The organism is Bradyrhizobium sp. MI1.7, from assembly GCF_055811795.1.
Window position 1 is genome coordinate 62474 of sequence record NZ_JBVVPO010000026.1, and the last position, 17682, is coordinate 80155.

A 17682-nucleotide genomic window follows, 5' to 3' on the forward strand; every position below is an offset into this window, starting at 1 on the left:
ACGAGCAAGATTGAAAGAAGACGGAGCTCGTCCATGACGACTGCCAATGAGATCGCCGAAAAAAATTGCACCGAGAACGACCTGACAAAGGCTCAGGCGAAAACCATCGTCGATAGCGTTTGCAACGCGGGCACTGATGCGGCGTGAGCGGAGCCGAGCGAGCCTTCCCGGGTTCGGCAAGTTCAAGGCCAAGGACAGCCCCGCTCGTGAGGGGCGCAATCCATCGACCGTCGCAACGATTGCAATCGCAGCTTCCAGGAAGCTGCCTTTGCGAAGGCCAAAGCCCATCAAAGATGGTCTGAACGCAGGAGCGGACCGTAATGAAGGTGCATCGCAAGATGCAAGAGGACGGGGCTTATGCCCGCTCCTCGGCTGCGAGCGCTTTGTTGCGTTGGCGGATGAGTTCGGCCAATTCGACTTCGAGCGCCATGCGCTCCGCCGGCGTGAACAGGCATTCGCGCAGCTCGGCGCGCAATTCTTCAATGGTGTCGACGATCATGATCGCATCTCCGGTAGAAGGGAGCGGGCCCCGCCTTGCGGCGGAGCCGATTTCCTGGAGCTTCAGTCCCGGTTCGGCCGAGACCAGATCAGTTGCAGGCCTTCCGCACCTTCGACTTCGATCAGGGTGGCGTAGATCGGAGCCGGGAAGCTCGGATCGTCCAGCTTGACGGAGAGGTAGTCGCGCTCGGTGTCCTTGGCGGTCTTCTGCCAGGCGGCGCCCAACTCGACGTTGCCGGAGTAGATGCGGAAGTGCGGTCCCTTGTCGGAAGGGGTGTCGACGCGGATCAGCTTGGCCTTGACGTTGAGGTTGAGCGTCTTGATCGCGCCGGAGAAGCCATTGCCCGTGGACGTGAAGGTGCCGATGGTAGCCATTGTCTCATTCCCTTGGTTTTCTCGGGCCGCGCCGATCGCGACCTCGATGGCGGTCGTGAGACCGGAGGCGATCGACCTGCACCCAAAGGGCCGAAATGAAATGGAGGGCGGCCGGCAGCGACTTTCTTGGACCGCGAGGAATGGTGCGCAGCGCCAGGTGAAGAAAGTCGAGGACGGACGTTGCAGGGACAAGATCGAGAGCCCGCGAAGCGGGATCGGCCTTCGGTCAGACCAGCCTCTATCGAGGATGCTGATGGGTGCGCCCGTCGCTAAACCACATGGAATGAAGACAGGCGGCCCCGATCCGTTCGGCCATTCGGATCTCAGGCAATGGGCGCGGCAAGCAAAATGCAGCTCACCTTAATAGGTCACCTGGACGGCGCGCATCACCCGCAATGGAGATCGTCACCGTCAGCATTTCGGCGTAGCCGTCGAAGTTGCCAGCGCAAGATCGATAACGAGGCTGGCAACGTACTCGCCATGTGGATGCAACCCGCCCACCGCATCCATGCGACCGAGCGCCCCGCGAGGCGTAAAACAGATGCTACCGTCGCTTGGCATGCCGGCCTCCGAGTCCGGGACGATTCCGCCGGCACGCGCGATGGAACGAAGCTGGGCGTTCGGGTTGCCACTCCACATCGTCGGAGAGGGTTGTGAGCGCAATCGGCCTCTGCAGCAATCCGGCTGCCGGGCTCGATTCAACCCGAACGTTATTTGGCCGGCGGTCGCAGCGGGCTTTCCGACTACTTCCGGGCGAGGGGATCGCGCAGCGGATCGTCCTCGCAGACCACGCAGACGTAGCGCGGCCCGCCGGGCGCGAGGTCGTCGGGCACGGCCGTCATCGGCTTACCGCACTTCGGGCCCAGCTTCCGGCTGAGGTAGAGCGGAGTCATGATTTTTGCCTGCCGGGACCAGCTTAGTTCCCCGTGCGCCGCGAGCACAAGTAAATCGCCGAAAATTGTCCGCATGCACCAGGCCGCTTGACGCGGAGTGCGTCTCACGTTGAAATCCGATTTTCAGTGATGTTGCGGGGGTTGCGTCGTGGAAGAATTTTATAGAGGCTTCGCACAGCGGGCGCGCGATCTGGCGGAGTACGCGGACCCGTTCACCAAGCGGCGGCTACTCGACCTGGCCCAGCGATACGATCTCAAGAGCAAACCGGGAGCCCCGGGCGCTCGGACTCTCCCGCCGCCGCGCGCGACGCCACCGACGGTGCTGTTTTCCGGCTCCGGCGAAGCTTAAGACTAATCGGAGCCAGGCCCGGTCGTCGGTTTTCTTGTTTTCATCGACCGGTCCGGGTATCGGCCGCGCGCGGTCGCGGTGCTCGCGTTAGTACAAGCTGACCCTACAGCACTGAACCGCGCTGACTGCGGCGCGAGGAGTCAGCGCCTGCGCCGCGCGATCTCGTCAGCGACCATGCCCTGCGCCCGCACCAGCCGCTCATGCAGGGTCTCGAACATATCGAGGATGTCATCATTGGGTTCATTCTTGCCCTGCTCGATGGCTTCGGCGACGAGCTCATCGAGGGGCGTCTCCTTCAATTGATCTTTCTCCAGAAGATCCTCAAAAACGCTATCGCTGGTCGGCTGCGATTGGATGCGTCCGTCGGAATTGCACCAGACGGTGAAAGTCTGTTGCCCCAGAACGGCGTGCTCGACCATCTCCGCATCCAACGGAATCAGCGTCCCCCAGGCCTCGCCCGCCTCGTCCGCGAACCCTGCCACGTACATCCGTTGCTCCGCGGCGCCTTCATCGCCAGGCTGGAAAAATGGCGCGAGCGTGATTGGAGGGTGTTTTGCCATGACGAATCTCTCCGAACGGCCTTGCATCGACACAGCGCAGAAGCCGGGTCAGTGGGGGTGTTTCGATCACACGAAGAGGCAAAGTCTGGGAACGGCGCCTCATCGCCTCACGCCCTCTGCTTGTCTCGCCGGCGAGAATTGATCTGCGCCATCAGGATTGGACCAAGCGAAAATTCGCCGACCTCGGCTTTTCGCGTTAGACCGCGCAGATAACCGCCAGCGGAATTGATCGCCGTCCCGCGCTGCAGGATACACGCGACGACGATGGCTGCAGGCACCTCGCCCATAACCTTTTGCGCCTCCTCCCAGGCGCTCGGACTGATCCCCAGCATCGATCGTACAACGGCCGCTGTGGCCAGGAAATCGCGCCAGTTCGAAAGCCCGCCCTTCGCATAGTCGACGATGTCCGGGCATGCACTCAGGACCATTCCCAACGGATACGTCCCCTCCCCGACTCGCGATGGTTGAGGCCTTGGCTCAGCTCCCGCCGCCCTGCCTTCTCGAAGGCTAGGTTCAAGGTCAATGAGGGTATCTGGATTTGAATTCTGTATGTGGTGCTCAGAATGGGACTCATTGGCGCTCGGATTCTTGGATTTGACATGTGTTTCCAGAAGATTGAGTACGTCGTCGGCGAGCTGAGACAACTCGTCGGCGATCGGCTCGAGCTCCTGGCGCGTCGCGGTGCGCGGAATCTGATCGACGATCGCGCGGAAGGCAGCGTGCACGACCTGCCAATCGGCAGGCCCCTGCCCTCCCCTTCGCGTCGGGACGGCTTCCTCCATGCCAGTTGCAATCATCTTCGCGATGTCGCGCCGGCACAGTGTAATCCGCTCACGCACGAGCTTGAGTGCGCGGGCCTCGGCTTCGATATCGGCCGCCAGGCTCTCGAACTCTTCCGAGCGCACGACGAGCGGTGACAGATCGAAGCCGAACGCGAGCTCGATTTCGCCAGCATCGTCCTTCCGCGCATATCGCTTGCCATTTGGACTGTCGCGCCGAACGATTAGCCCCGCGTCGACCAGCACAGCGAGGTGGCGTCGCAGCGTCGATGCCGGCATGCCGTGCGCTCGCCGCGCGAGCTGATGGTTCGAGGGGAAGACGATCAGGTCATCCTCTCCTGTCAGCGCGGTCTCGGGATGGAAGGTTAGGAGTGCGTTTAGCACCGAGAGCGCGCGCTCCGACACCCCAAGGCGCGGCCGTGCCGTGCAGATGGCGTGGAAGATCTTCCATTTGTGCACGATCTTTTCGGGAGGACGTTCCGTTGCGACCATCTGGCTTGCCACATGGGCAAGCGTCAGCGATCGCCGCCCAAAGGGCGTCGTTGGAGAGTGTGACTGCATGTCTTTGCCTCAGTTGGGCAAAGAAAATCCGCTCGCCGAAACGACGATAAAATCGCGTAGAAACTCTTGACTGCGATTCGCGAAAGTGATTCTCTGTCAGTCGCCAAACTTGAAGAGAAGGGCTTCCGGAACTCCGTTTCGGGGGCCTTTTTCTTTTGCCTTGTCTGCTCCTGGTTCGTGTTTACGGGACGAGACCGTCAGGCCTCGGTACTTTCCTGACCACTGCTCTTCTTGGAAAAGGCGTCGAACAGGGCCGGGAGTTGGTCCACAAGAAATGCCGCGAATGTCGTCGAGACATTCTTGTCGATGGTAAGCTTCAATTCGCGCTCGGCCTGACGCACGTGCGCAATCTTTTCCCCGGACACGGAAAAGACCGGCTTCTCGTCCGGCTCTTTCGAGGGCTCCCCGCGAGATGGACGGGTTGCCGCGGAGAATGCTGCAAGAAATCGTGCGTCGGTTTCGCGCTCTGCAAATTTAGGTTCGGCGATCGCCGCTCTGACCCGTTTGAGCGCCGCGGAATCCTTGATCAATTCAGCGAATGACTGCCAACGGCCGCGGCCAACTTTCGGAGCTTTCCCGATCGCTTGAATGACCTCGGCAGGAACCGATCGAGCCACGGCAAGAAGTTTCGAGACCTCCGCCCGATCGACCGACAACGCATCCTGCACGACTGAGCGGCTATGCCCGGCATCCTCGATATGCATCGCGAAGCTGGCGCGCTCAATGAAACTCAAATCTTCGCGCGGTGCGTTCTCGAGTCCTTGCGCCACGACAAGCGCTTCATCTGACAACGATCGCAGAATCGCTTTGACGGAAATACCTAGTTCGCGCGTGGCGCGGACGCGGCGATGACCATAGGCGCTCTGATAGCGCCCTTTCGCTTCAGGATGCTCCCGAACGAGAATGGGCACCTCTTGGCCACGCTGTGCGATCGACTGTTTGAGCGCTTCGAACGAGCTATCATCCTGATCGCGAAAACGGTCGGCCAGCGGTGACGGATCGACGAGCGAGGGGTCGATTTCAAGTATCACCGCCCCGGATGCAATTCGTTCGCGAAGTTCCTCGTTCTCTTTCTCCACTTCGGAGAAAGAGTCTTTCAACGAGCGAACCGAGCCCGACGAGACCCGCGGCAAGGCAGCGGGCATGTTGTCAGCTGACAACGCACTTGATTGCGGGGCCGTGAAAAGGCTCTTGATCGTGTCAGTACGTTTGCTCATCGACCCCACACCTTCTTAAGAAGTTGCGCGATTTCGGCATTGACCGCGTCGACCGATTCTAATGCCCGGTCGTAGGCGCCCCGCCCTACGGCGCCGCGCTCCAGCTCATAAAGTGATTGCTTGGTGAGACCAGCATTGGCGATCGCGGTCGATTTCCACACAGTCGCCTGGAGCACATCTGAACCAAAGAGGGTGCGGAGGAGAGCCACGATTTGAGCTTCAGGCACGTCATTGGGATCGTGACGCGTGATGACGTACCGGATGAAATCGTGATCGAGGCGCCCGCCAGCTTCTTCGATGACGGACATGAGATCCGACGTCATGAGAAGAAATTGGCTCATGGATGCGACATCGACCATCTGCGGATGGATGGTCACGAGCATAGCGGTCGCCGCGTTTAGCGCGCCCATGGTCAGGTAACCAAGTTGGGGTGGGCAGTCGATAACAACGACGTCGTATTCGTCTGCAACCTGGTCGATGGCACTGGCGACGCGGCGAAAGAACAGGTCGTGCCCGCGTTCTCGCCGCTCGACCATTGCTCGAGGCGTAGTGTGCTCAAACTCCATAAGCTCGAGATTGCCTGGAACGAGCCCTATCCCGTCAAAATAGGTCGGCCGGACAATCTCGCGCAGTGGCCGGCGATGTTCGTCATATCGGATGGCCCCGTACAGGGTTTCGTTCGCCCCAATGTCAAACTCGGGTTGGTACCCGAACATTGCTGAAAGCGAAGCTTGCGGATCGAGGTCAATCGCGAGGACCCGAAAGCCGGCAAGGGCGAGGTATTGCGACAGATACAATGCCGTCGTCGTCTTGGCGGAGCCGCCTTTGAAGTTTGCGACGGTGATGATTTGGAGCTTGTCGCCTGGGCGCCGGCGCGGAAGGAATTCCATTGCTTCGCGCGGCCGCGCAGTGGCTAGATACTCGCGCAACTCATGAATCTGACCCAGAGTGTAAGACCGTCGCCCCCCGGTTCCTGTCGCTGGCGTCGGTCCAAGTCCGTCAAGAGAGAGCTGCCGAAGGTACCCATCGGACACGCCCGCAATTCGCGCAACCTCTCCAGAGGTGAACGACCGGAGCGACTTGCTCGCCGAAGGCGGGAAAAGAGTTGTCGCGAGCGAGCGAAGCTGGCCGGAAAGAATGCCCGCGTGCCGAGTGATCCGCGCAGACGCAGTCTCGCTGATGGTAGCCGAATCTTCCGCTAAGATCGCCATTTGCCTTCTCAAGACGGTTTCTGCTCGTCAGACGCCTAGTCTCCGTCTTGAGAGATGGCCACGATTCTGTGATTTGAGCAAGAATTAAAGGGTTAACGAGTTATTAACGCTCGATGACGTGCCAAACGGCGCGCAGGCCCTTTTTTTGGTGCACCGCCCTGTTGTTGTCAGCTGACAACAACGGCTCGGCGCGAATGGGATGAGCCTCGACTATGGCGTGAGTCGGCTCGCCTTACGAGTCGCCAGAGCGTCATTTTGTAGCTCGCCAACCGCTGCGCTGAACGGTGCTGCCACGGCTGGAGTCCGGGCGACGGGACACGCCCCGGCTTGTAGCCTCCGTTCAGTGCTCTGATCTCAGGTCATGTAGGGCAAATTCTAGAGAATCGCGCCGCCATGTAGCGACGGCTCCTGCCCGCCATTGCCCAACGTCTGGCGCCGCGGTCCCGCGAGAAGCACCCTCCCCGCCTCGTTCACGACAACTGCCTCAGACGCCCGCGCTGAATGGCAAGACACCGTAAAGCGACGATGTCGTCTCGCTTGGATCGGCGGCGCGCCGGACCTTCCCGGGTGTTGATCGGGGGCTGGCGCGTCACTTCGCTGCGCCGCCGCTCGCCCCAAAAAGGGCAAGCAGAAGAACCGCACTGTCGCAGGGGGTCCACCGGGGCCGGACGAACAGGTCGCAAGCAACCGAGCAGACACATCCCAGGTCATCCGCGCTGGCCCTTCTCTTGCACTTCCGTGTGGCCACACCGACGGATCGCGAGGCGCGACATCGACCTCAGGGCTCGGCGCTGCAACGGAGACCCTCATGCCCTTTTCAACGATGCAGGAGTGCCGCAGCGCGTCGATCATCGCTTCATCCCGGGCGATGCGATCCGACGAAGGAACGGCAACGGGCCGCCACCTCGTCCGGGATGCCGTGGTGCGGATCCAATCTTGAGCGGGGAGCTCGACGCCGGGCCTTCAGATCCATTCGCGGGAACGCTCGCCGAGATCGCCCGGGTTCCAGATAGGGACGGTTTTCCTCGAAAGTCCGCATCGTATCGCCAGGCAGGAACCTCCTGTTGACTCGTTTCGACCGGGGCAACAATGGACCGCGTGAGGGGCTAAGCAGGCGAACGCATCAGGACCTTTGGGCGAGGTCCAGGCCGAGCTCGCGGTTGAAGGCGCCGTTTAACGGGAGGTTGACCGAAGGCGTCCGGCGTGGGGGTGCTCCTTTGGCGAGGCGGCAAGGCCGCCGAATGAATACGATCTCTCGATGGTGCGTGCTGGCGCGGATATCGAGCTGCGTGGCTCTCGAACGAAGCCGATCTGCCCCATGGACGCCGTTGGATCATGGCAGACAGCAGCGACCGGCCTGGGCGATTGTTGTCAGCTGACAACAGGGCCCTACCAAGGATGGATGTTGTCAGCTGACAACAATTTGGGACCTGCGGTCGTCAGTCGCTTCAATTCGCCAAGGCGTGTCGCACCAGTCGAGTCACGATCGGTATCCCATCGGTAGTCGACGTCGATCCGCGCCCGCAGAATTCAAAGCGAGGAAGGAGCGGGCGGGGATGGGATGGTCGTTATTGTCCCGACGGCCAGATGATCTGCGAGGACAGCCCTGAGGGAAGCAGCATCCGGAGAGGGAGAGGGCAGGTGTTCATAGACAACTAACCATAAAAGTTGCCCTCACACGTCACGAAGGCCGCACGTCTTCGGGGCGCAAAGAGGCCGGCCCTTCCCATTGGTGTATCCGTGATGATATACAGGTATACACGATGCGGTCTAGAGGAGCGCGCCATGGCCTTCCACATCAAGAACCCTGAGACCGACGCGCTCGCTCGCAAGGTGGCCTCGCTAAAAAAACTCGGCCTCACCGAAGCAGTGCACGTGGCGCTCGCCCATGAGCTCGAGCGCGAGCAGGGCAAGCCGTCTTTGGTCGACCTTGGCGTCCAGTTCTGCCGGGATCTACGCGCGAGGGGCGACGCCGCCAAGGGACAGCCCGCCGATAAGGCGTTCCGCGACAGTTTGTATGAGGACACCTGATGTTCATCGACGCTTCGGCTTTGACCGCGCTCCTCACCGACGAGGAGGAGGCACGAGAGCTTTTGGCTCGCCTGCAGCAGACCGGAACGCGTCTGACGTCACCGTTGGCGGTATGGGAGGCGGCGGTCGCGGTCGCGCGCGTGCTGGATCTTTCGGTCAGCGCCGCCGCCGAAGCGGTCGATGAGTATTTGGCGCTGATGGAGATCGCCGTAGTCGCGGTGCCGGCTGAAACGGCAAGGCTCGCTCTCGACGCCTTCGACCGATTCGGCAAGGGCCGGCATCCGGCGAGCCTCAATTTCGGGGACTGTTTTGCCTACGCTTGCGCCCGGCATCTGGGGCAGCCCTTGATGTTCAAGGGCGGTGACTTTCCGCAAACCGATATCGAAGCCGCCTAAGCGACCCGGCTGGGGCGGCCGCGGCGCGCGGAAAGAAGGGGGCTTGTCCGGACCAGGGCAGGGAGTTTACCGGGCAGCGGCCCTCGGATCGCTGATGCGCTTTAACGGCCTGCTCAATCGATAAGCAGTGATTATTGACAGCGAGCGCCACGGGGAACCAGCCTGTCGCTATGACCGAAGTTATTCCCGTGATAGCTTCCGTTTGAACGATTCTTGTTAGGGTTATCAAGACCTTGCAAAACGGTTACTCAATTCCCGATCCACTGCCTTGGGCTCAGCTAGCCGGCCCACTCGCCATCGCCGAGGACGCGCTTGCCCGGCTCGACGAACGCCTGGCTAAGAGCCCGATCCGCGACGGCTGGATTGCGCGCACACATTATACTGACGCCTGCGCCAGTCTGTGGCTGGAAGGCGAATTGGTCCATCTCGAAGATCTGGTTCTCCACGACGCCGGCATGGACATCCGCGCCCCGACCCACGAACTCACCCGCGCCCACGCCGTGCTACGGACCCGGCGCCGCATCGCCGACGCGAAGCCGGATTGGGCGCCATCGCCGGCGGGGCTCGACAGCCTGCGCGGCCGCACCGGGCAGGGCGAGTGGGAGGAGGGCAGGGGCATCCGAAAGGAAGGGGAGCGAAGCTTCGTCGGCGGCTACGATAGCGGAGACGCTGATCTCGACACGTCGCTTGGCGGCATCGAGTCCGACCCGCACCTAGCCGCCGCCTTCGCCGCGGTCGACGCCGCGAATGCCAAGGCGGAGCGGACACTCGCCGGCGGGAGTCGCACCCAGTCCGAGCGGGACCCGGTGGTCTACGACCCCGACTGGGACGAGGACGCGCGTCTCGACGACTGGCGCGCCGTGGTCGAGCAGACCCGCATATTGCCGCCGACGCTCGCGGCCGCGCTTGCGACTGAGGCTTGGGACGCCATCGCCCCGCTGCAGCACACGCCCTGGCTCGGCCGGCTGCTGGCAGCCAGCGTGTTGCGCGCGCGGGCCAAGACCCGCTGGCATCTGCCCTGCCTGCATGACGGGTTGAAGGCCATCCCCCGCGAACGCCGGCGGCCGCGCGACGCGGCGGCGCGACTCGCCGTGCAACTCGAGGCCATCACCGCTGCCGCGGCGGCCGGTCTCAAGGACCACGACCGCTGGCTTAACCAGCGAACCCTGCTCGCCCGAAAACTCGCCGGCCGTCGCGCCACGTCAAAACTGCCGGCGCTGCTCGACTATATGCTGACCCGGCCGATCGCCTCGGCCGGTATGATCGCGAAGGAGCTTAAGATCACGCCGCGCGCCGCTCAGGACCTGGTCGGCGAGCTTGACCTGCGGGAGGTGACCGGCAGGGGACGATATCGGGCTTGGGGGATTCTGTAGGCGCCCTCAGTGCGGTGCCCCGCCCCGCAGCAGATCCCGGTAGCCATGCTCGGTGATCCAGCGGGCACGGGCGAGATGGGTTTCCCACGCCCGGCGCGCCCGATCCGGCTCGCGCGCGACGTCAATATGCAGCACGGTCCGCGCGACCTCTTTCCAGTCGGAGCCATCGGCTGCGGCATCGAGCAGACGGAGATAGGTGACCAGGTGCTGCTCGTCATAGTCGGTCAGAATCGGCGCGGTCGGCGCGGCATCGGCGACATTAGGATCGGAAGGTGACTTCTGCATGGGGTGTATTCGCCGGCAAGGGTTGTCAGCAGAGAGTAGGCGCGTTCGTGCACCGGTGAGTAGACCCGAATTGCACACCACGTGGTGCCTGGCGGGTATCGCCGAGCACAGCGCAACCGCAGCTGACGAGTTCCTGGCCGATCTTGGGGTCTTCTTAGCTTAATCCGGGTTATCGTAGCCTGACTACGACTTCGACTTCTAATTCAAGCTTGCAGAAGTTGATATTATTCTTATTATCGTAGCATGGCTACGACCCAAAGAAACAAGCTAAGCAGACTCTACACCCGCTTGGCGCCGGGAGCGCCGCTGACCTCCGGTGACCTCGCCGCCCTCGGGATATCGGCTGACCTTGCCGTCCACTATGTCCGTGCCGGCTGGTTGCAACGGTTGGCACGCGGCGTCTATTGCCGGCCAAACGATCCGCCCACTTTGCACCCGAGCCTCGTCCTGCTGCAGCGGAGCTTCGAAGGATTGCATGTCGGCGGCAAGTCGGCCTTCGACTGGCACGGCATCCGCCAGTACGTCTCCCAGCGGCCCGTCCTCCATCTATACGGCTGGAAAGCCGGACGCCTTCCGGAGTGGTTCACCCAGCGCTTCCCGGCCGAGTACCACCGCAAGCGACTCTTCAAGGAAGAACCCGGCGCGCTGCTTCATGTCCGGCCCTTCGAGAGCCGCAAGGGCGGCCCGCTCGTCTCGGCGCCGGAACGCGCATTGCTGGAGGTGCTGAGCGAAGTCGGCGTCCGGCAGCCGCTGCAAGAAGCGCGCGAGCTGGTCGAAAGCACTTACAGCCTGCGTGCCGATCTGCTGCGAGACCTGCTCAAGCGCTGCACCAGCGTCAAGACCGTGCGCCTGTGCCTGCAGCTTGGCCGCGAACTCTCTCAGCCCTGGGCCGGCAAGCTCGATCCGTCTCAACTGCCCAAGGGCAGCGACCGGGCCTGGGTGTCCCGCTCCGCTGATGGGCTCCTGGTGCTGAAGCCATGAACCAGGTCTACCTCGACAGCGCGCGGTTGCTGACGCGCGTGGCGCCGCTGGTGCTCGTCGACGATACGTTCGCACTCAAGGGCGGCACGGCGATCAACCTGTTCGTGCGCGACATGCCGCGGCTCTCGGTCGATCTCGATCTGGTGTTTCCCGACCACACACTGCCGCGCGAGCAGGCTCTGCGGCGCATCAACGAGGCCATCCGTCAGTCGGCCGCGCGCCTGCAGAAGCAGGACTTTCTGACCCATGCGCCGGCCGCGACGGAATCCGGCGAGACCAAGCTGATGGTGCGGCGAGGGGGCATTGAGGTCAAGATCGAGGTCAACTTCGTCATGCGCGGCACCGTCCATCCGGTGCACATGGCGTCGCTGACAGAGGCCGCGCGCGACACGCTGCAGGCGGATCTCGAAATCCCGGTGGTGTCGTTCGAAGACGTATATGGCGGCAAACTGGTTGCGGCGATGGACCGGCAGCATCCCCGCGATCTGTTCGATGTCACGCAGCTTTTTGTGCACGAGGGAATCACGGCGGGCATTCGCCGCGCTTTCGTCGTCTATCTCGCGAGCCATAACCGGCCGGTGCACGAGGTTCTGTTTCCATCGCTGCGGGATCTCCGCCAGGAGTTCGAACACAATTTCGCGGGCATGACCACCGAGCCCGTTGAACTCGACGCGCTCTTGGCAGCGCGCGAGCGAATGATGCGCGAACTGCAGCAAGGTCTGAACGCCGATGAGCGCCGCTTCCTGCTGTCGCTGGTCGCCGCAGAGCCTGAATGGTCGCTACTGGGCGTGCCGCACTTGGAGCAGCTTCCCGGCGTGCGATGGAAGCTGCAAAACCTGGAAAGGCTTCGGAAGACCAACGCCCGAAAATTCGCCGAGCAATCGAATGCGCTGGCCCGGCTATTTGGATGAGCGTAGGTGGGCCGTCGCCACGCGCCGCAGGTGATGCGGTGTGACTGCCGACGAGGCCCTTCCGGCCTCCCCATCAGCTATCCATGAAGGGATAGGCGGCACGATGAGGCAGCGCTTGTCGACTTTACGCGCGCGTTCAAAATCGTTTCTCACTGCCTACGGGTGAAGGCCCCGCCTCGCGGCGGGGCCACCTGCGCGGCGTCTCAGTCGCGACTCGGGCGAGACCAGATGAGCGAGTGGCCTTCCTCGCCGTCGACCTCGACCAGCGTCGCGTAGATCGGAGCCGGGAAGCTCGGGTCGTCCAGCTTGACCGAGTGGTACTCGCGGCCCGTGTCCTGGGACTTCTTCTTCCACATGGCGCCGAACTCGATGTTCGCGCCCGCGAAGATGCGGTAGTCCGGGGCCTTGCCTGAAGTGCGTTCGGCCGGAACGATCTTGGTCTTGACGGTGCCTAGAGCGAGGGTCTTGACGGTGCCGACGAAGCCGTTGCCGTTGACGGTGAAGTTGCCGATGGTAGCCATGTTCGTGTCCTCTTTCGTTCTCGGGCCGCGACCATCGCGACCTCGATGGCTGTCGTTGACCGGAGGCGATCGGACCGCACCCGAAGGGCCGCCACGCAGTAGAGGGCGGCCAGGGGGAGGCTTTCTTGTCTCGCGAGGAATGGACGCGCAGCGACCAGGGGAAGAAAGCCGAGACGGCCGTTGCGGTCTTTTGATCGAGGCGGAGCGCAGCGACGACGGCCTTCGGTTAGACATGCCAAATCGAGGACGCATTGGGCGCGACAGGCCGAACGACGAGGATACGGCTGAGCGACAGGCAAGCCACACCGCACGACGACGGGCGCATCGGTGAAAGGCACTCGCGCGCGTCGCGTAAGCTTTCCGCCAGTCCAGCGGACGCAATAACAATCCCGGACTGTCGTATCGTGATGACACCAGCCTTCTGCGGCTTCGGAAAGACGCTCGCCCAGAAACAGACGGGCATCTCGGAAGCCAGAAGAACCCGCCCGGCGCATCTCGCCTATGCCGTCGGGATGGGAAGCGCCGCCTCTCCAGTCGCCGGCACAGGCATGACGCCGCACAAAAGAGCGGCCCCCGCCGTGAGATGAGGCCTTCGTCATTGTCTAGAAAGGTGAACGATGAGCGCAAGCGGCCGAGACACGGATCGTTGCGCCTCATGCCGCTTGGTCGATCTCGGCCGGCTCGGGCTGAAGACCGTGCAGGTAAGTCACCGCGCGTTGCGCGTGGGCGGCCGCGCTGAAGATAAAACGCCTGTCGTTGGCCAGCACCTCCAACCATGATGCAAGGTAACTCGCATGATCGGCACGCGGCTCGAGTTCGGGCACGATACCAAGGTCCGCGCTGAGGAAGCACGCGCCAAGTTCCGCAACCAGCTCTTCACGGGCGCGCTCGCTGCGATCCTTTGCGTAGCGGCTGAGATCGCGATTGACGCGATGCGCTGGCGCAGTCCAATGCACGCATTCATGCGCGAGCGTGGCGGCATAGCTCTCGGCGTCACGAAAACTTTCGAACAGCGGCATCTGGATGATGTCGAGCGATGGTGCGAAGAAAGCCTTGTCACCGCCATGCCGGATGGTCGCGCCGGTGTTGGCGAAGAAGGCGTCCACATGCGCGATGCGCTGCGCCGGCGCGATGGTCGGCGCCGGGCGCCCGTAATAGTGATCCGGCAGGTCGTCGATCTGATCGACGCAAAACACGGTATAGGCGCGCAGGAACGGAACGGTCCGTTCGACGTCGTCGCCATGCTCGTCGGTCTCGGTCTTGGTGATCTTGTTGGCGTAGACCACCATCGTTCCGCTCTCGCCCTTGCGGATATGGCCGCCGAGCTCGAGTGATTGCTTGAACGTCATCCAGATCGATGACGTGAAGCCGCGCGCGACCGCTTCCGACCACAGCAGCACGACGTTAATGCCCTGGTAGGGCATGCCGTTGTGACGCAGCGGGCGCGTGATGCGCCCAGCCGCGTTGGCCGCATTCCACGGCTTGACCCACGGACGCACACCGCGCTCAAGGTCTGCGACGATGCGATCGGTGATGCGCGCATAGATGTCGGCGCGGGGTTTGGTTTCCTTACCAGTCATAATCCTAACCTCCGTCGGAGGCCGCGCCCGTCGCGGCCCGTCACGGCGGTCCGCTGCGAAGGCCTGCGGGGTCGCGCATCCGGTGACGCTGATGGTCGGGGTGAGGGGAGAGACGCCGGACCGGAACGCAGTGGAGGACGGCAAAGCCGTTGCGCTGCCGCGCCGGCCGGAGCATCGACTGAAAGCCGGTACGGGCCGCGACGTGCGCTCGATCCCGGGTCATTTCTCTTTGCTCGTTTGCGCCGTCGCGATGTGCGACATGAAAAAGGCCGGCCCGCAGGGACCGGCCGATATCCGATCGTGAAAGAGAATGGCGGGGCCGAAGCCCCGCCGGCGGCGTCACCCGAACGCCGCCATCTGAACCTCGGCCGCCTTGCGGCTGACGGTTTCGGCCGGCTGGTCGGGCTGGCGCTCGAACGGCTTCCAGCTCTCGCCGACGACGTGCTCGTAGGCTGCGGCGGCGCCTTCGGCCGCCATGCGCAGTGCGTGTGCCTGAACGGCGACCTCGGCGGCGAATTCGCGCTTGCGCTGGGCCGCGGATTCGAACCCGACAGGTCCGTCGAGGTCCTCGTCGCGCGTGTCGTTGGCGAGCTTTGCCGTCGCCTCGCGCGCTTCGGTGACGGCGCGGCTGTAGAACTGCCCGGCGCCGTGGGCTGAGCCGACATAGGAGCCGACGATTCGCTGCAGGTGGATCTGCATGGCGCGTTCGTTGAGGCCTTCGCCGAGCGCGTCGGCGGTCTCGCTGATGAGCCGCTGATGCAGGTCGCAGATGGCGTCACCGTCGAGGACGGGGAGGCCGAAGCTCTCGGCGATGCGGGTGGCCTGGGCTGCGTCCGGGCAAACGAGCCGGACCATTTCGATGGTGGTGCCGCGGCGAAGCGGGATGACGCGGGCGTTGGTGCGGGGCGCGCGAGCGGTCTTGGTCATGGTGAAGTCCTTTTCTGGGTTTCGCCGTCGGGTTCGGTCCGGCCCCTGCCGGCTCTCCCTTCGCGTGCGGTCGCCCAGCGCCGCCGGGATGAGGCCGCTTCAAGGCCCGGGGACCGCCAGGCGAGCGAGGTTCGGTTGCGGACAAGCGGGGCCACGCTACTGGGCCCTGCGCCGAACGCGGCCGGGCCTTGTCGAGATCGGCGGTCTCCGGTCGCTTGCGACTTGGCCTTGAAGCGGACCGCCGGGGGCGCAGACCGCAGCAAACCCGAGGGGAGAGGCGACAGGGCGGGGCCGGGTTGGCGATGCCGGAAAGATTCACCCTGGCAGACCGCCGCCGCCGCGCCATGCTCGAGACGTTCGCCGAAACGAGCCGCGAATTCAGGCACGGTCCCGCTATGCCGCCGCGCCATGGCGCTTCACCGGGCGACACTCGGCCGGGCTGCGACAGTCGTCCGTACGATGGGTGCGCTCCGAGTCGTCACGAGCGGGTCGAGACATCGGCGCGTGTCGAGCCCGCAGCGCCTCGATCGCGGCATCCTGCCGGGCGAGCTTGCGCGAGAGGGCATCGATCTCCGGCTGGCGCTCTGCGGTGATCGCCGCAAGGTTCGAATGGTAGCGTTCGAGGAAAGCCCTCGGGTCAGGCGGCTTCTCGTGACGGAATCCGAACCGCTTGCGGCCAAGCTGCGGGATCAGCGTCGTCATGCGGCGGATGATCTGCCGGTCGATCATGTCGAGCTGGCGTTGCGTCTGGCGCTGAGCCTCCTCCATGCGCGAAAGCTGGTCGAGGCGTTCGGAGGAGGCCTTCATGGCGATCTTCTCCCTTGCCAGGCGACGAAGCTCGACGGTCCGGAATAGACCTGGTGGTGGGTGTCATCGACCACGAAGCCGAAGCGGCCCATTCGATACTCGTCGGACGGGACCAGAAAGCGCCGCTCCTCGGTGCCTGCACCGCGTCTGCCACCGGGCGTGGCGACAACTTCGACAAAGCCGGGCTGCTGGTCCGAGGCGGTCGCCGCCACGACGATCCAGTCGCCAGCATGCTCCTGCTCGAAGGCGCGCCGATCCTTCTCCCGGGATTCGCCAGGCTGGAGCATAGTCCCAAAGATCGCCTCCCACGCATCGGGCCAACTATCCCTAATCGTGCGCTCCGCACAGCGCCGCTCGTAACTCGTGAACAGATTCGGGAAGGTGATCGCCACGATCGACCAGCCCTCGTCCTCCTCGTACCAGCCACCCCGCGCGCGCAGCATCGAATGGACGCTGCGGTTGCGTTCGGCGGAAAGATGAAAGCCGCCGTGTCCTGCCGTCGAATGGCAGACGACGCCTTCCGCATAGACCGTCGCGCCCTGCGATGGGCCCCAAGGCGTGTTCGCTGTGGAGGCGATGTCGCGGCGGCCGAGCGCACGCTTCTCGCGCTGGTGCTCGGCGTTCTCCGCCACCTTCGCGCGGAAGGCGGCCTCGTCGGCGAGGTCGCCCGAACGGCCGTGGAAGTCGGAGAGCTTCCATTCGGAGATCGGCCGGCCGACGCACCAGCCGGTCGCGAGATAATGGCGACCGTCGCGCGCCGGCAGCATGGCGAAGGTGGTGTCGGCAACACGCGCGGCGAGGAAGCCGACGCTGCTGCGACCAAACTCGACCTCGGGAAAACCGGCGGCCGAGTCATCGGTCATAGTGGTAGGGAGTGTGGGCGCGGTCATGCGGCTGTCCTCCCCTCCGCGACGTCGGCCGCGACCGCATCGGCCGTCACCTCGTCGAGAACGGCATTTGGATAGCCGTGGCTCTGCAGCCAGGTTTCGGCATCGGCGCGGCTGCCGGCGAGATAGACCAGCTCGGCATCCTCGCCGGGCCGGTCGAGCACGCGGACCGTACCGAGCTTCGGGCGTTCGGTCACGACGAACGCCAGGTCGCTATCGACCGGGAAGGTCCGGTGAACGCGAAGCACCACGACACCGCCACCGCCATAGTCGCCGGAATGCAGCGTGAAGCTTGCGCCGATGACCGTGTTGCCGATGCGGCGTTCGGGCTGTTTGCGGATCAAGCGACCGCCGCTATTGCGGTGTTCCCAGGCCGCGAGCTTCTTGCGGTGCCGCTCCGGCGGCCGCGGCGTGCCGTCGGAAAACCGGACGAGCGAGCCGAGCGGGGCGAGGTCGTAAATCAACTGTGCGGACATGACGTCCTCCTGTTCATGGGGGCGAAACGGAGCCGCCGCCGGATCAACCGGCAGCGGCGTGTTGT

General features: G+C 63.7%; 21 protein-coding genes and 1 pseudogene. 8 read left to right on the plus strand and 14 right to left on the minus strand.

The annotated features are described in order from the left end of the window. Positions 1 to 33: 33 nt before the first annotated feature. Positions 34 to 304, plus strand: a pseudogene (locus AC0L3X_RS23200) (HU family DNA-binding protein); the annotation flags it as partial. A gap of 51 nt (positions 305 to 355) precedes the next feature. On the opposite strand, the gene AC0L3X_RS23205 reads toward AC0L3X_RS23200, so the two are convergent. From AC0L3X_RS23205 to AC0L3X_RS23215, 3 genes are all read right to left on the minus strand, one after another. Continuing rightward, on the minus strand, positions 356 to 499 hold the full coding sequence (locus AC0L3X_RS23205; protein WP_171901352.1) for a hypothetical protein: 144 nt from the start codon (positions 497 to 499) through the stop codon (positions 356 to 358). Positions 500 to 561: 62 nt separating this feature from the next. After that, positions 562 to 873, minus strand: coding sequence for a DUF736 domain-containing protein (locus tag AC0L3X_RS23210; protein WP_028152788.1), 312 nt, complete (start codon positions 871 to 873; stop codon positions 562 to 564). A 743-nt stretch (positions 874 to 1616) separates the two neighbouring features. After that, a complete protein-coding gene (locus tag AC0L3X_RS23215) occupies positions 1617 to 1766 on the minus strand; it encodes a hypothetical protein (protein ID WP_171901351.1) in 150 nt (49 codons plus the stop codon). Between the two features lie 148 nt (positions 1767 to 1914). On the opposite strand from AC0L3X_RS23215, the gene AC0L3X_RS23220 reads away from it, so the two are divergent. Continuing rightward, on the plus strand, positions 1915 to 2115 hold the full coding sequence (locus tag AC0L3X_RS23220) for a hypothetical protein (RefSeq protein ID WP_038953878.1): 201 nt from the start codon (positions 1915 to 1917) through the stop codon (positions 2113 to 2115). Between the two features lie 140 nt (positions 2116 to 2255). On the opposite strand, the gene AC0L3X_RS23225 is transcribed toward AC0L3X_RS23220, so the two are convergent. The 4 genes from AC0L3X_RS23225 to repA all read right to left on the minus strand — a co-directional run bounded on the left by AC0L3X_RS23225 (position 2256) and on the right by repA (position 6443). Further along, positions 2256 to 2675, minus strand: coding sequence for a hypothetical protein (locus AC0L3X_RS23225; RefSeq protein ID WP_162479016.1), 420 nt, complete (start codon positions 2673 to 2675; stop codon positions 2256 to 2258). 107 nt (positions 2676 to 2782) lie between these two features. Beyond that, entirely contained in the window at positions 2783 to 4015 is a 1233-nt protein-coding gene (repC, locus tag AC0L3X_RS23230) for a plasmid replication protein RepC (RefSeq protein WP_354100327.1), read from the minus strand. Positions 4016 to 4212: 197 nt separating this feature from the next. Further along, positions 4213 to 5232 carry a plasmid partitioning protein RepB gene (gene repB, locus AC0L3X_RS23235; protein WP_354098422.1) on the minus strand — a complete coding sequence of 340 codons (1020 nt, stop codon included), beginning with the start codon at positions 5230 to 5232 and terminating at the stop codon, positions 4213 to 4215. Continuing rightward, positions 5229 to 6443, minus strand: a complete 1215-nt coding sequence (repA, locus tag AC0L3X_RS23240; protein WP_028152782.1) for a plasmid partitioning protein RepA — start codon at positions 6441 to 6443, stop codon at positions 5229 to 5231. The genes repB and repA overlap by 4 nt, the downstream gene beginning before the upstream one ends. A 1785-nt stretch (positions 6444 to 8228) precedes the next feature. On the opposite strand from repA, the gene AC0L3X_RS23245 reads away from it, so the two are divergent. The 3 genes from AC0L3X_RS23245 to AC0L3X_RS23255 all read left to right on the plus strand — a co-directional run bounded on the left by AC0L3X_RS23245 (position 8229) and on the right by AC0L3X_RS23255 (position 10242). Then, positions 8229 to 8474, plus strand: a complete 246-nt coding sequence (locus AC0L3X_RS23245) for a type II toxin-antitoxin system VapB family antitoxin (RefSeq protein WP_028152781.1) — start codon at positions 8229 to 8231, stop codon at positions 8472 to 8474. Beyond that, on the plus strand, positions 8474 to 8869 hold the full coding sequence (locus AC0L3X_RS23250) for a type II toxin-antitoxin system VapC family toxin (RefSeq protein WP_085398419.1): 396 nt from the start codon (positions 8474 to 8476) through the stop codon (positions 8867 to 8869). Before AC0L3X_RS23245 ends, AC0L3X_RS23250 begins: the two co-directional genes overlap by 1 nt. 233 nt (positions 8870 to 9102) lie before the next feature. Further along, on the plus strand, positions 9103 to 10242 hold the full coding sequence (locus AC0L3X_RS23255) for an RHE_PE00001 family protein (RefSeq protein ID WP_162479014.1): 1140 nt from the start codon (positions 9103 to 9105) through the stop codon (positions 10240 to 10242). A 6-nt stretch (positions 10243 to 10248) separates the two neighbouring features. On the opposite strand, the gene AC0L3X_RS23260 is transcribed toward AC0L3X_RS23255, so the two are convergent. Beyond that, positions 10249 to 10527: a DNA -binding domain-containing protein gene (locus AC0L3X_RS23260; protein ID WP_354100325.1), complete on the minus strand. Its 279-nt coding sequence runs from the start codon at positions 10525 to 10527 to the stop codon at positions 10249 to 10251. Positions 10528 to 10770: 243 nt separating this feature from the next. On the opposite strand from AC0L3X_RS23260, the gene AC0L3X_RS23265 reads away from it, so the two are divergent. Next, positions 10771 to 11508 carry a type IV toxin-antitoxin system AbiEi family antitoxin domain-containing protein gene (locus tag AC0L3X_RS23265; RefSeq protein WP_085398417.1) on the plus strand — a complete coding sequence of 246 codons (738 nt, stop codon included), beginning with the start codon at positions 10771 to 10773 and terminating at the stop codon, positions 11506 to 11508. Then, the gene (locus AC0L3X_RS23270) at positions 11505 to 12419 is read left to right on the plus strand and encodes a nucleotidyl transferase AbiEii/AbiGii toxin family protein (RefSeq protein ID WP_354100324.1); all 915 of its coding nucleotides are present in this window, start codon (positions 11505 to 11507) and stop codon (positions 12417 to 12419) included. Before AC0L3X_RS23265 ends, AC0L3X_RS23270 begins: the two co-directional genes overlap by 4 nt. 203 nt (positions 12420 to 12622) lie before the next feature. Here AC0L3X_RS23270 and AC0L3X_RS23275 read toward each other — a convergent pair whose 3' ends face one another. Next, on the minus strand, positions 12623 to 12940 hold the full coding sequence (locus tag AC0L3X_RS23275; protein ID WP_473316821.1) for a DUF736 domain-containing protein: 318 nt from the start codon (positions 12938 to 12940) through the stop codon (positions 12623 to 12625). Between the two features lie 653 nt (positions 12941 to 13593). Further along, positions 13594 to 14520, minus strand: a complete 927-nt coding sequence (locus AC0L3X_RS23280; RefSeq protein ID WP_085398416.1) for an ArdC family protein — start codon at positions 14518 to 14520, stop codon at positions 13594 to 13596. Between the two features lie 82 nt (positions 14521 to 14602). Between AC0L3X_RS23280 and AC0L3X_RS23285 the strand changes: the two genes are divergently transcribed. After that, entirely contained in the window at positions 14603 to 14824 is a 222-nt protein-coding gene (locus AC0L3X_RS23285; protein ID WP_144030572.1) for a hypothetical protein, read from the plus strand. Between the two features lie 35 nt (positions 14825 to 14859). On the opposite strand, the gene AC0L3X_RS23290 is transcribed toward AC0L3X_RS23285, so the two are convergent. The 4 genes from AC0L3X_RS23290 to AC0L3X_RS23305 all read right to left on the minus strand — a co-directional run bounded on the left by AC0L3X_RS23290 (position 14860) and on the right by AC0L3X_RS23305 (position 17617). Continuing rightward, complete coding sequence (locus AC0L3X_RS23290; protein ID WP_028152775.1) at positions 14860 to 15447, minus strand: hypothetical protein; 588 nt, start codon at positions 15445 to 15447, stop codon at positions 14860 to 14862. A 393-nt stretch (positions 15448 to 15840) separates the two neighbouring features. Then, entirely contained in the window at positions 15841 to 16254 is a 414-nt protein-coding gene (locus AC0L3X_RS23295; RefSeq protein WP_166354128.1) for a hypothetical protein, read from the minus strand. After that, positions 16251 to 17144, minus strand: a complete 894-nt coding sequence (locus tag AC0L3X_RS23300) for a DUF7007 domain-containing protein (protein WP_473316827.1) — start codon at positions 17142 to 17144, stop codon at positions 16251 to 16253. Before AC0L3X_RS23300 ends, AC0L3X_RS23295 begins: the two co-directional genes overlap by 4 nt. After that, entirely contained in the window at positions 17141 to 17617 is a 477-nt protein-coding gene (locus AC0L3X_RS23305) for a hypothetical protein (protein ID WP_162479007.1), read from the minus strand. Before AC0L3X_RS23305 ends, AC0L3X_RS23300 begins: the two co-directional genes overlap by 4 nt. Between the last annotated feature and the right edge of the window lie 65 nt (positions 17618 to 17682).

Bases quoted from the DNA above. Each gene is read 5' to 3' on its own strand.
- AC0L3X_RS23205 (WP_171901352.1), bottom strand. From the start codon at position 499: ATGATCGTCGACACCATTGAAGAATTGCGCGCCGAGCTGCGCGAATGC.
- AC0L3X_RS23210 (WP_028152788.1), bottom strand. From the start codon at position 873: ATGGCTACCATCGGCACCTTCACGTCCACGGGCAATGGCTTCTCCGGC.
- AC0L3X_RS23215 (WP_171901351.1), bottom strand. From the start codon at position 1,766: ATGACTCCGCTCTACCTCAGCCGGAAGCTGGGCCCGAAGTGCGGTAAG.
- AC0L3X_RS23225 (WP_162479016.1), bottom strand. From the start codon at position 2,675: ATGGCAAAACACCCTCCAATCACGCTCGCGCCATTTTTCCAGCCTGGC.
- repC (WP_354100327.1), bottom strand. From the start codon at position 4,015: ATGCAGTCACACTCTCCAACGACGCCCTTTGGGCGGCGATCGCTGACG.
- repB (WP_354098422.1), bottom strand. From the start codon at position 5,232: ATGAGCAAACGTACTGACACGATCAAGAGCCTTTTCACGGCCCCGCAA.
- repA (WP_028152782.1), bottom strand. From the start codon at position 6,443: ATGGCGATCTTAGCGGAAGATTCGGCTACCATCAGCGAGACTGCGTCT.
- AC0L3X_RS23245 (WP_028152781.1), top strand. From the start codon at position 8,229: ATGGCCTTCCACATCAAGAACCCTGAGACCGACGCGCTCGCTCGCAAG.
- AC0L3X_RS23250 (WP_085398419.1), top strand. From the start codon at position 8,474: ATGTTCATCGACGCTTCGGCTTTGACCGCGCTCCTCACCGACGAGGAG.
- AC0L3X_RS23260 (WP_354100325.1), bottom strand. From the start codon at position 10,527: ATGCAGAAGTCACCTTCCGATCCTAATGTCGCCGATGCCGCGCCGACC.
- AC0L3X_RS23265 (WP_085398417.1), top strand. From the start codon at position 10,771: ATGGCTACGACCCAAAGAAACAAGCTAAGCAGACTCTACACCCGCTTG.
- AC0L3X_RS23270 (WP_354100324.1), top strand. From the start codon at position 11,505: ATGAACCAGGTCTACCTCGACAGCGCGCGGTTGCTGACGCGCGTGGCG.
- AC0L3X_RS23275 (WP_473316821.1), bottom strand. From the start codon at position 12,940: ATGGCTACCATCGGCAACTTCACCGTCAACGGCAACGGCTTCGTCGGC.
- AC0L3X_RS23280 (WP_085398416.1), bottom strand. From the start codon at position 14,520: ATGACTGGTAAGGAAACCAAACCCCGCGCCGACATCTATGCGCGCATC.
- AC0L3X_RS23290 (WP_028152775.1), bottom strand. From the start codon at position 15,447: ATGACCAAGACCGCTCGCGCGCCCCGCACCAACGCCCGCGTCATCCCG.
- AC0L3X_RS23295 (WP_166354128.1), bottom strand. From the start codon at position 16,254: ATGAAGGCCTCCTCCGAACGCCTCGACCAGCTTTCGCGCATGGAGGAG.
- AC0L3X_RS23300 (WP_473316827.1), bottom strand. From the start codon at position 17,144: ATGACCGCGCCCACACTCCCTACCACTATGACCGATGACTCGGCCGCC.
- AC0L3X_RS23305 (WP_162479007.1), bottom strand. From the start codon at position 17,617: ATGTCCGCACAGTTGATTTACGACCTCGCCCCGCTCGGCTCGCTCGTC.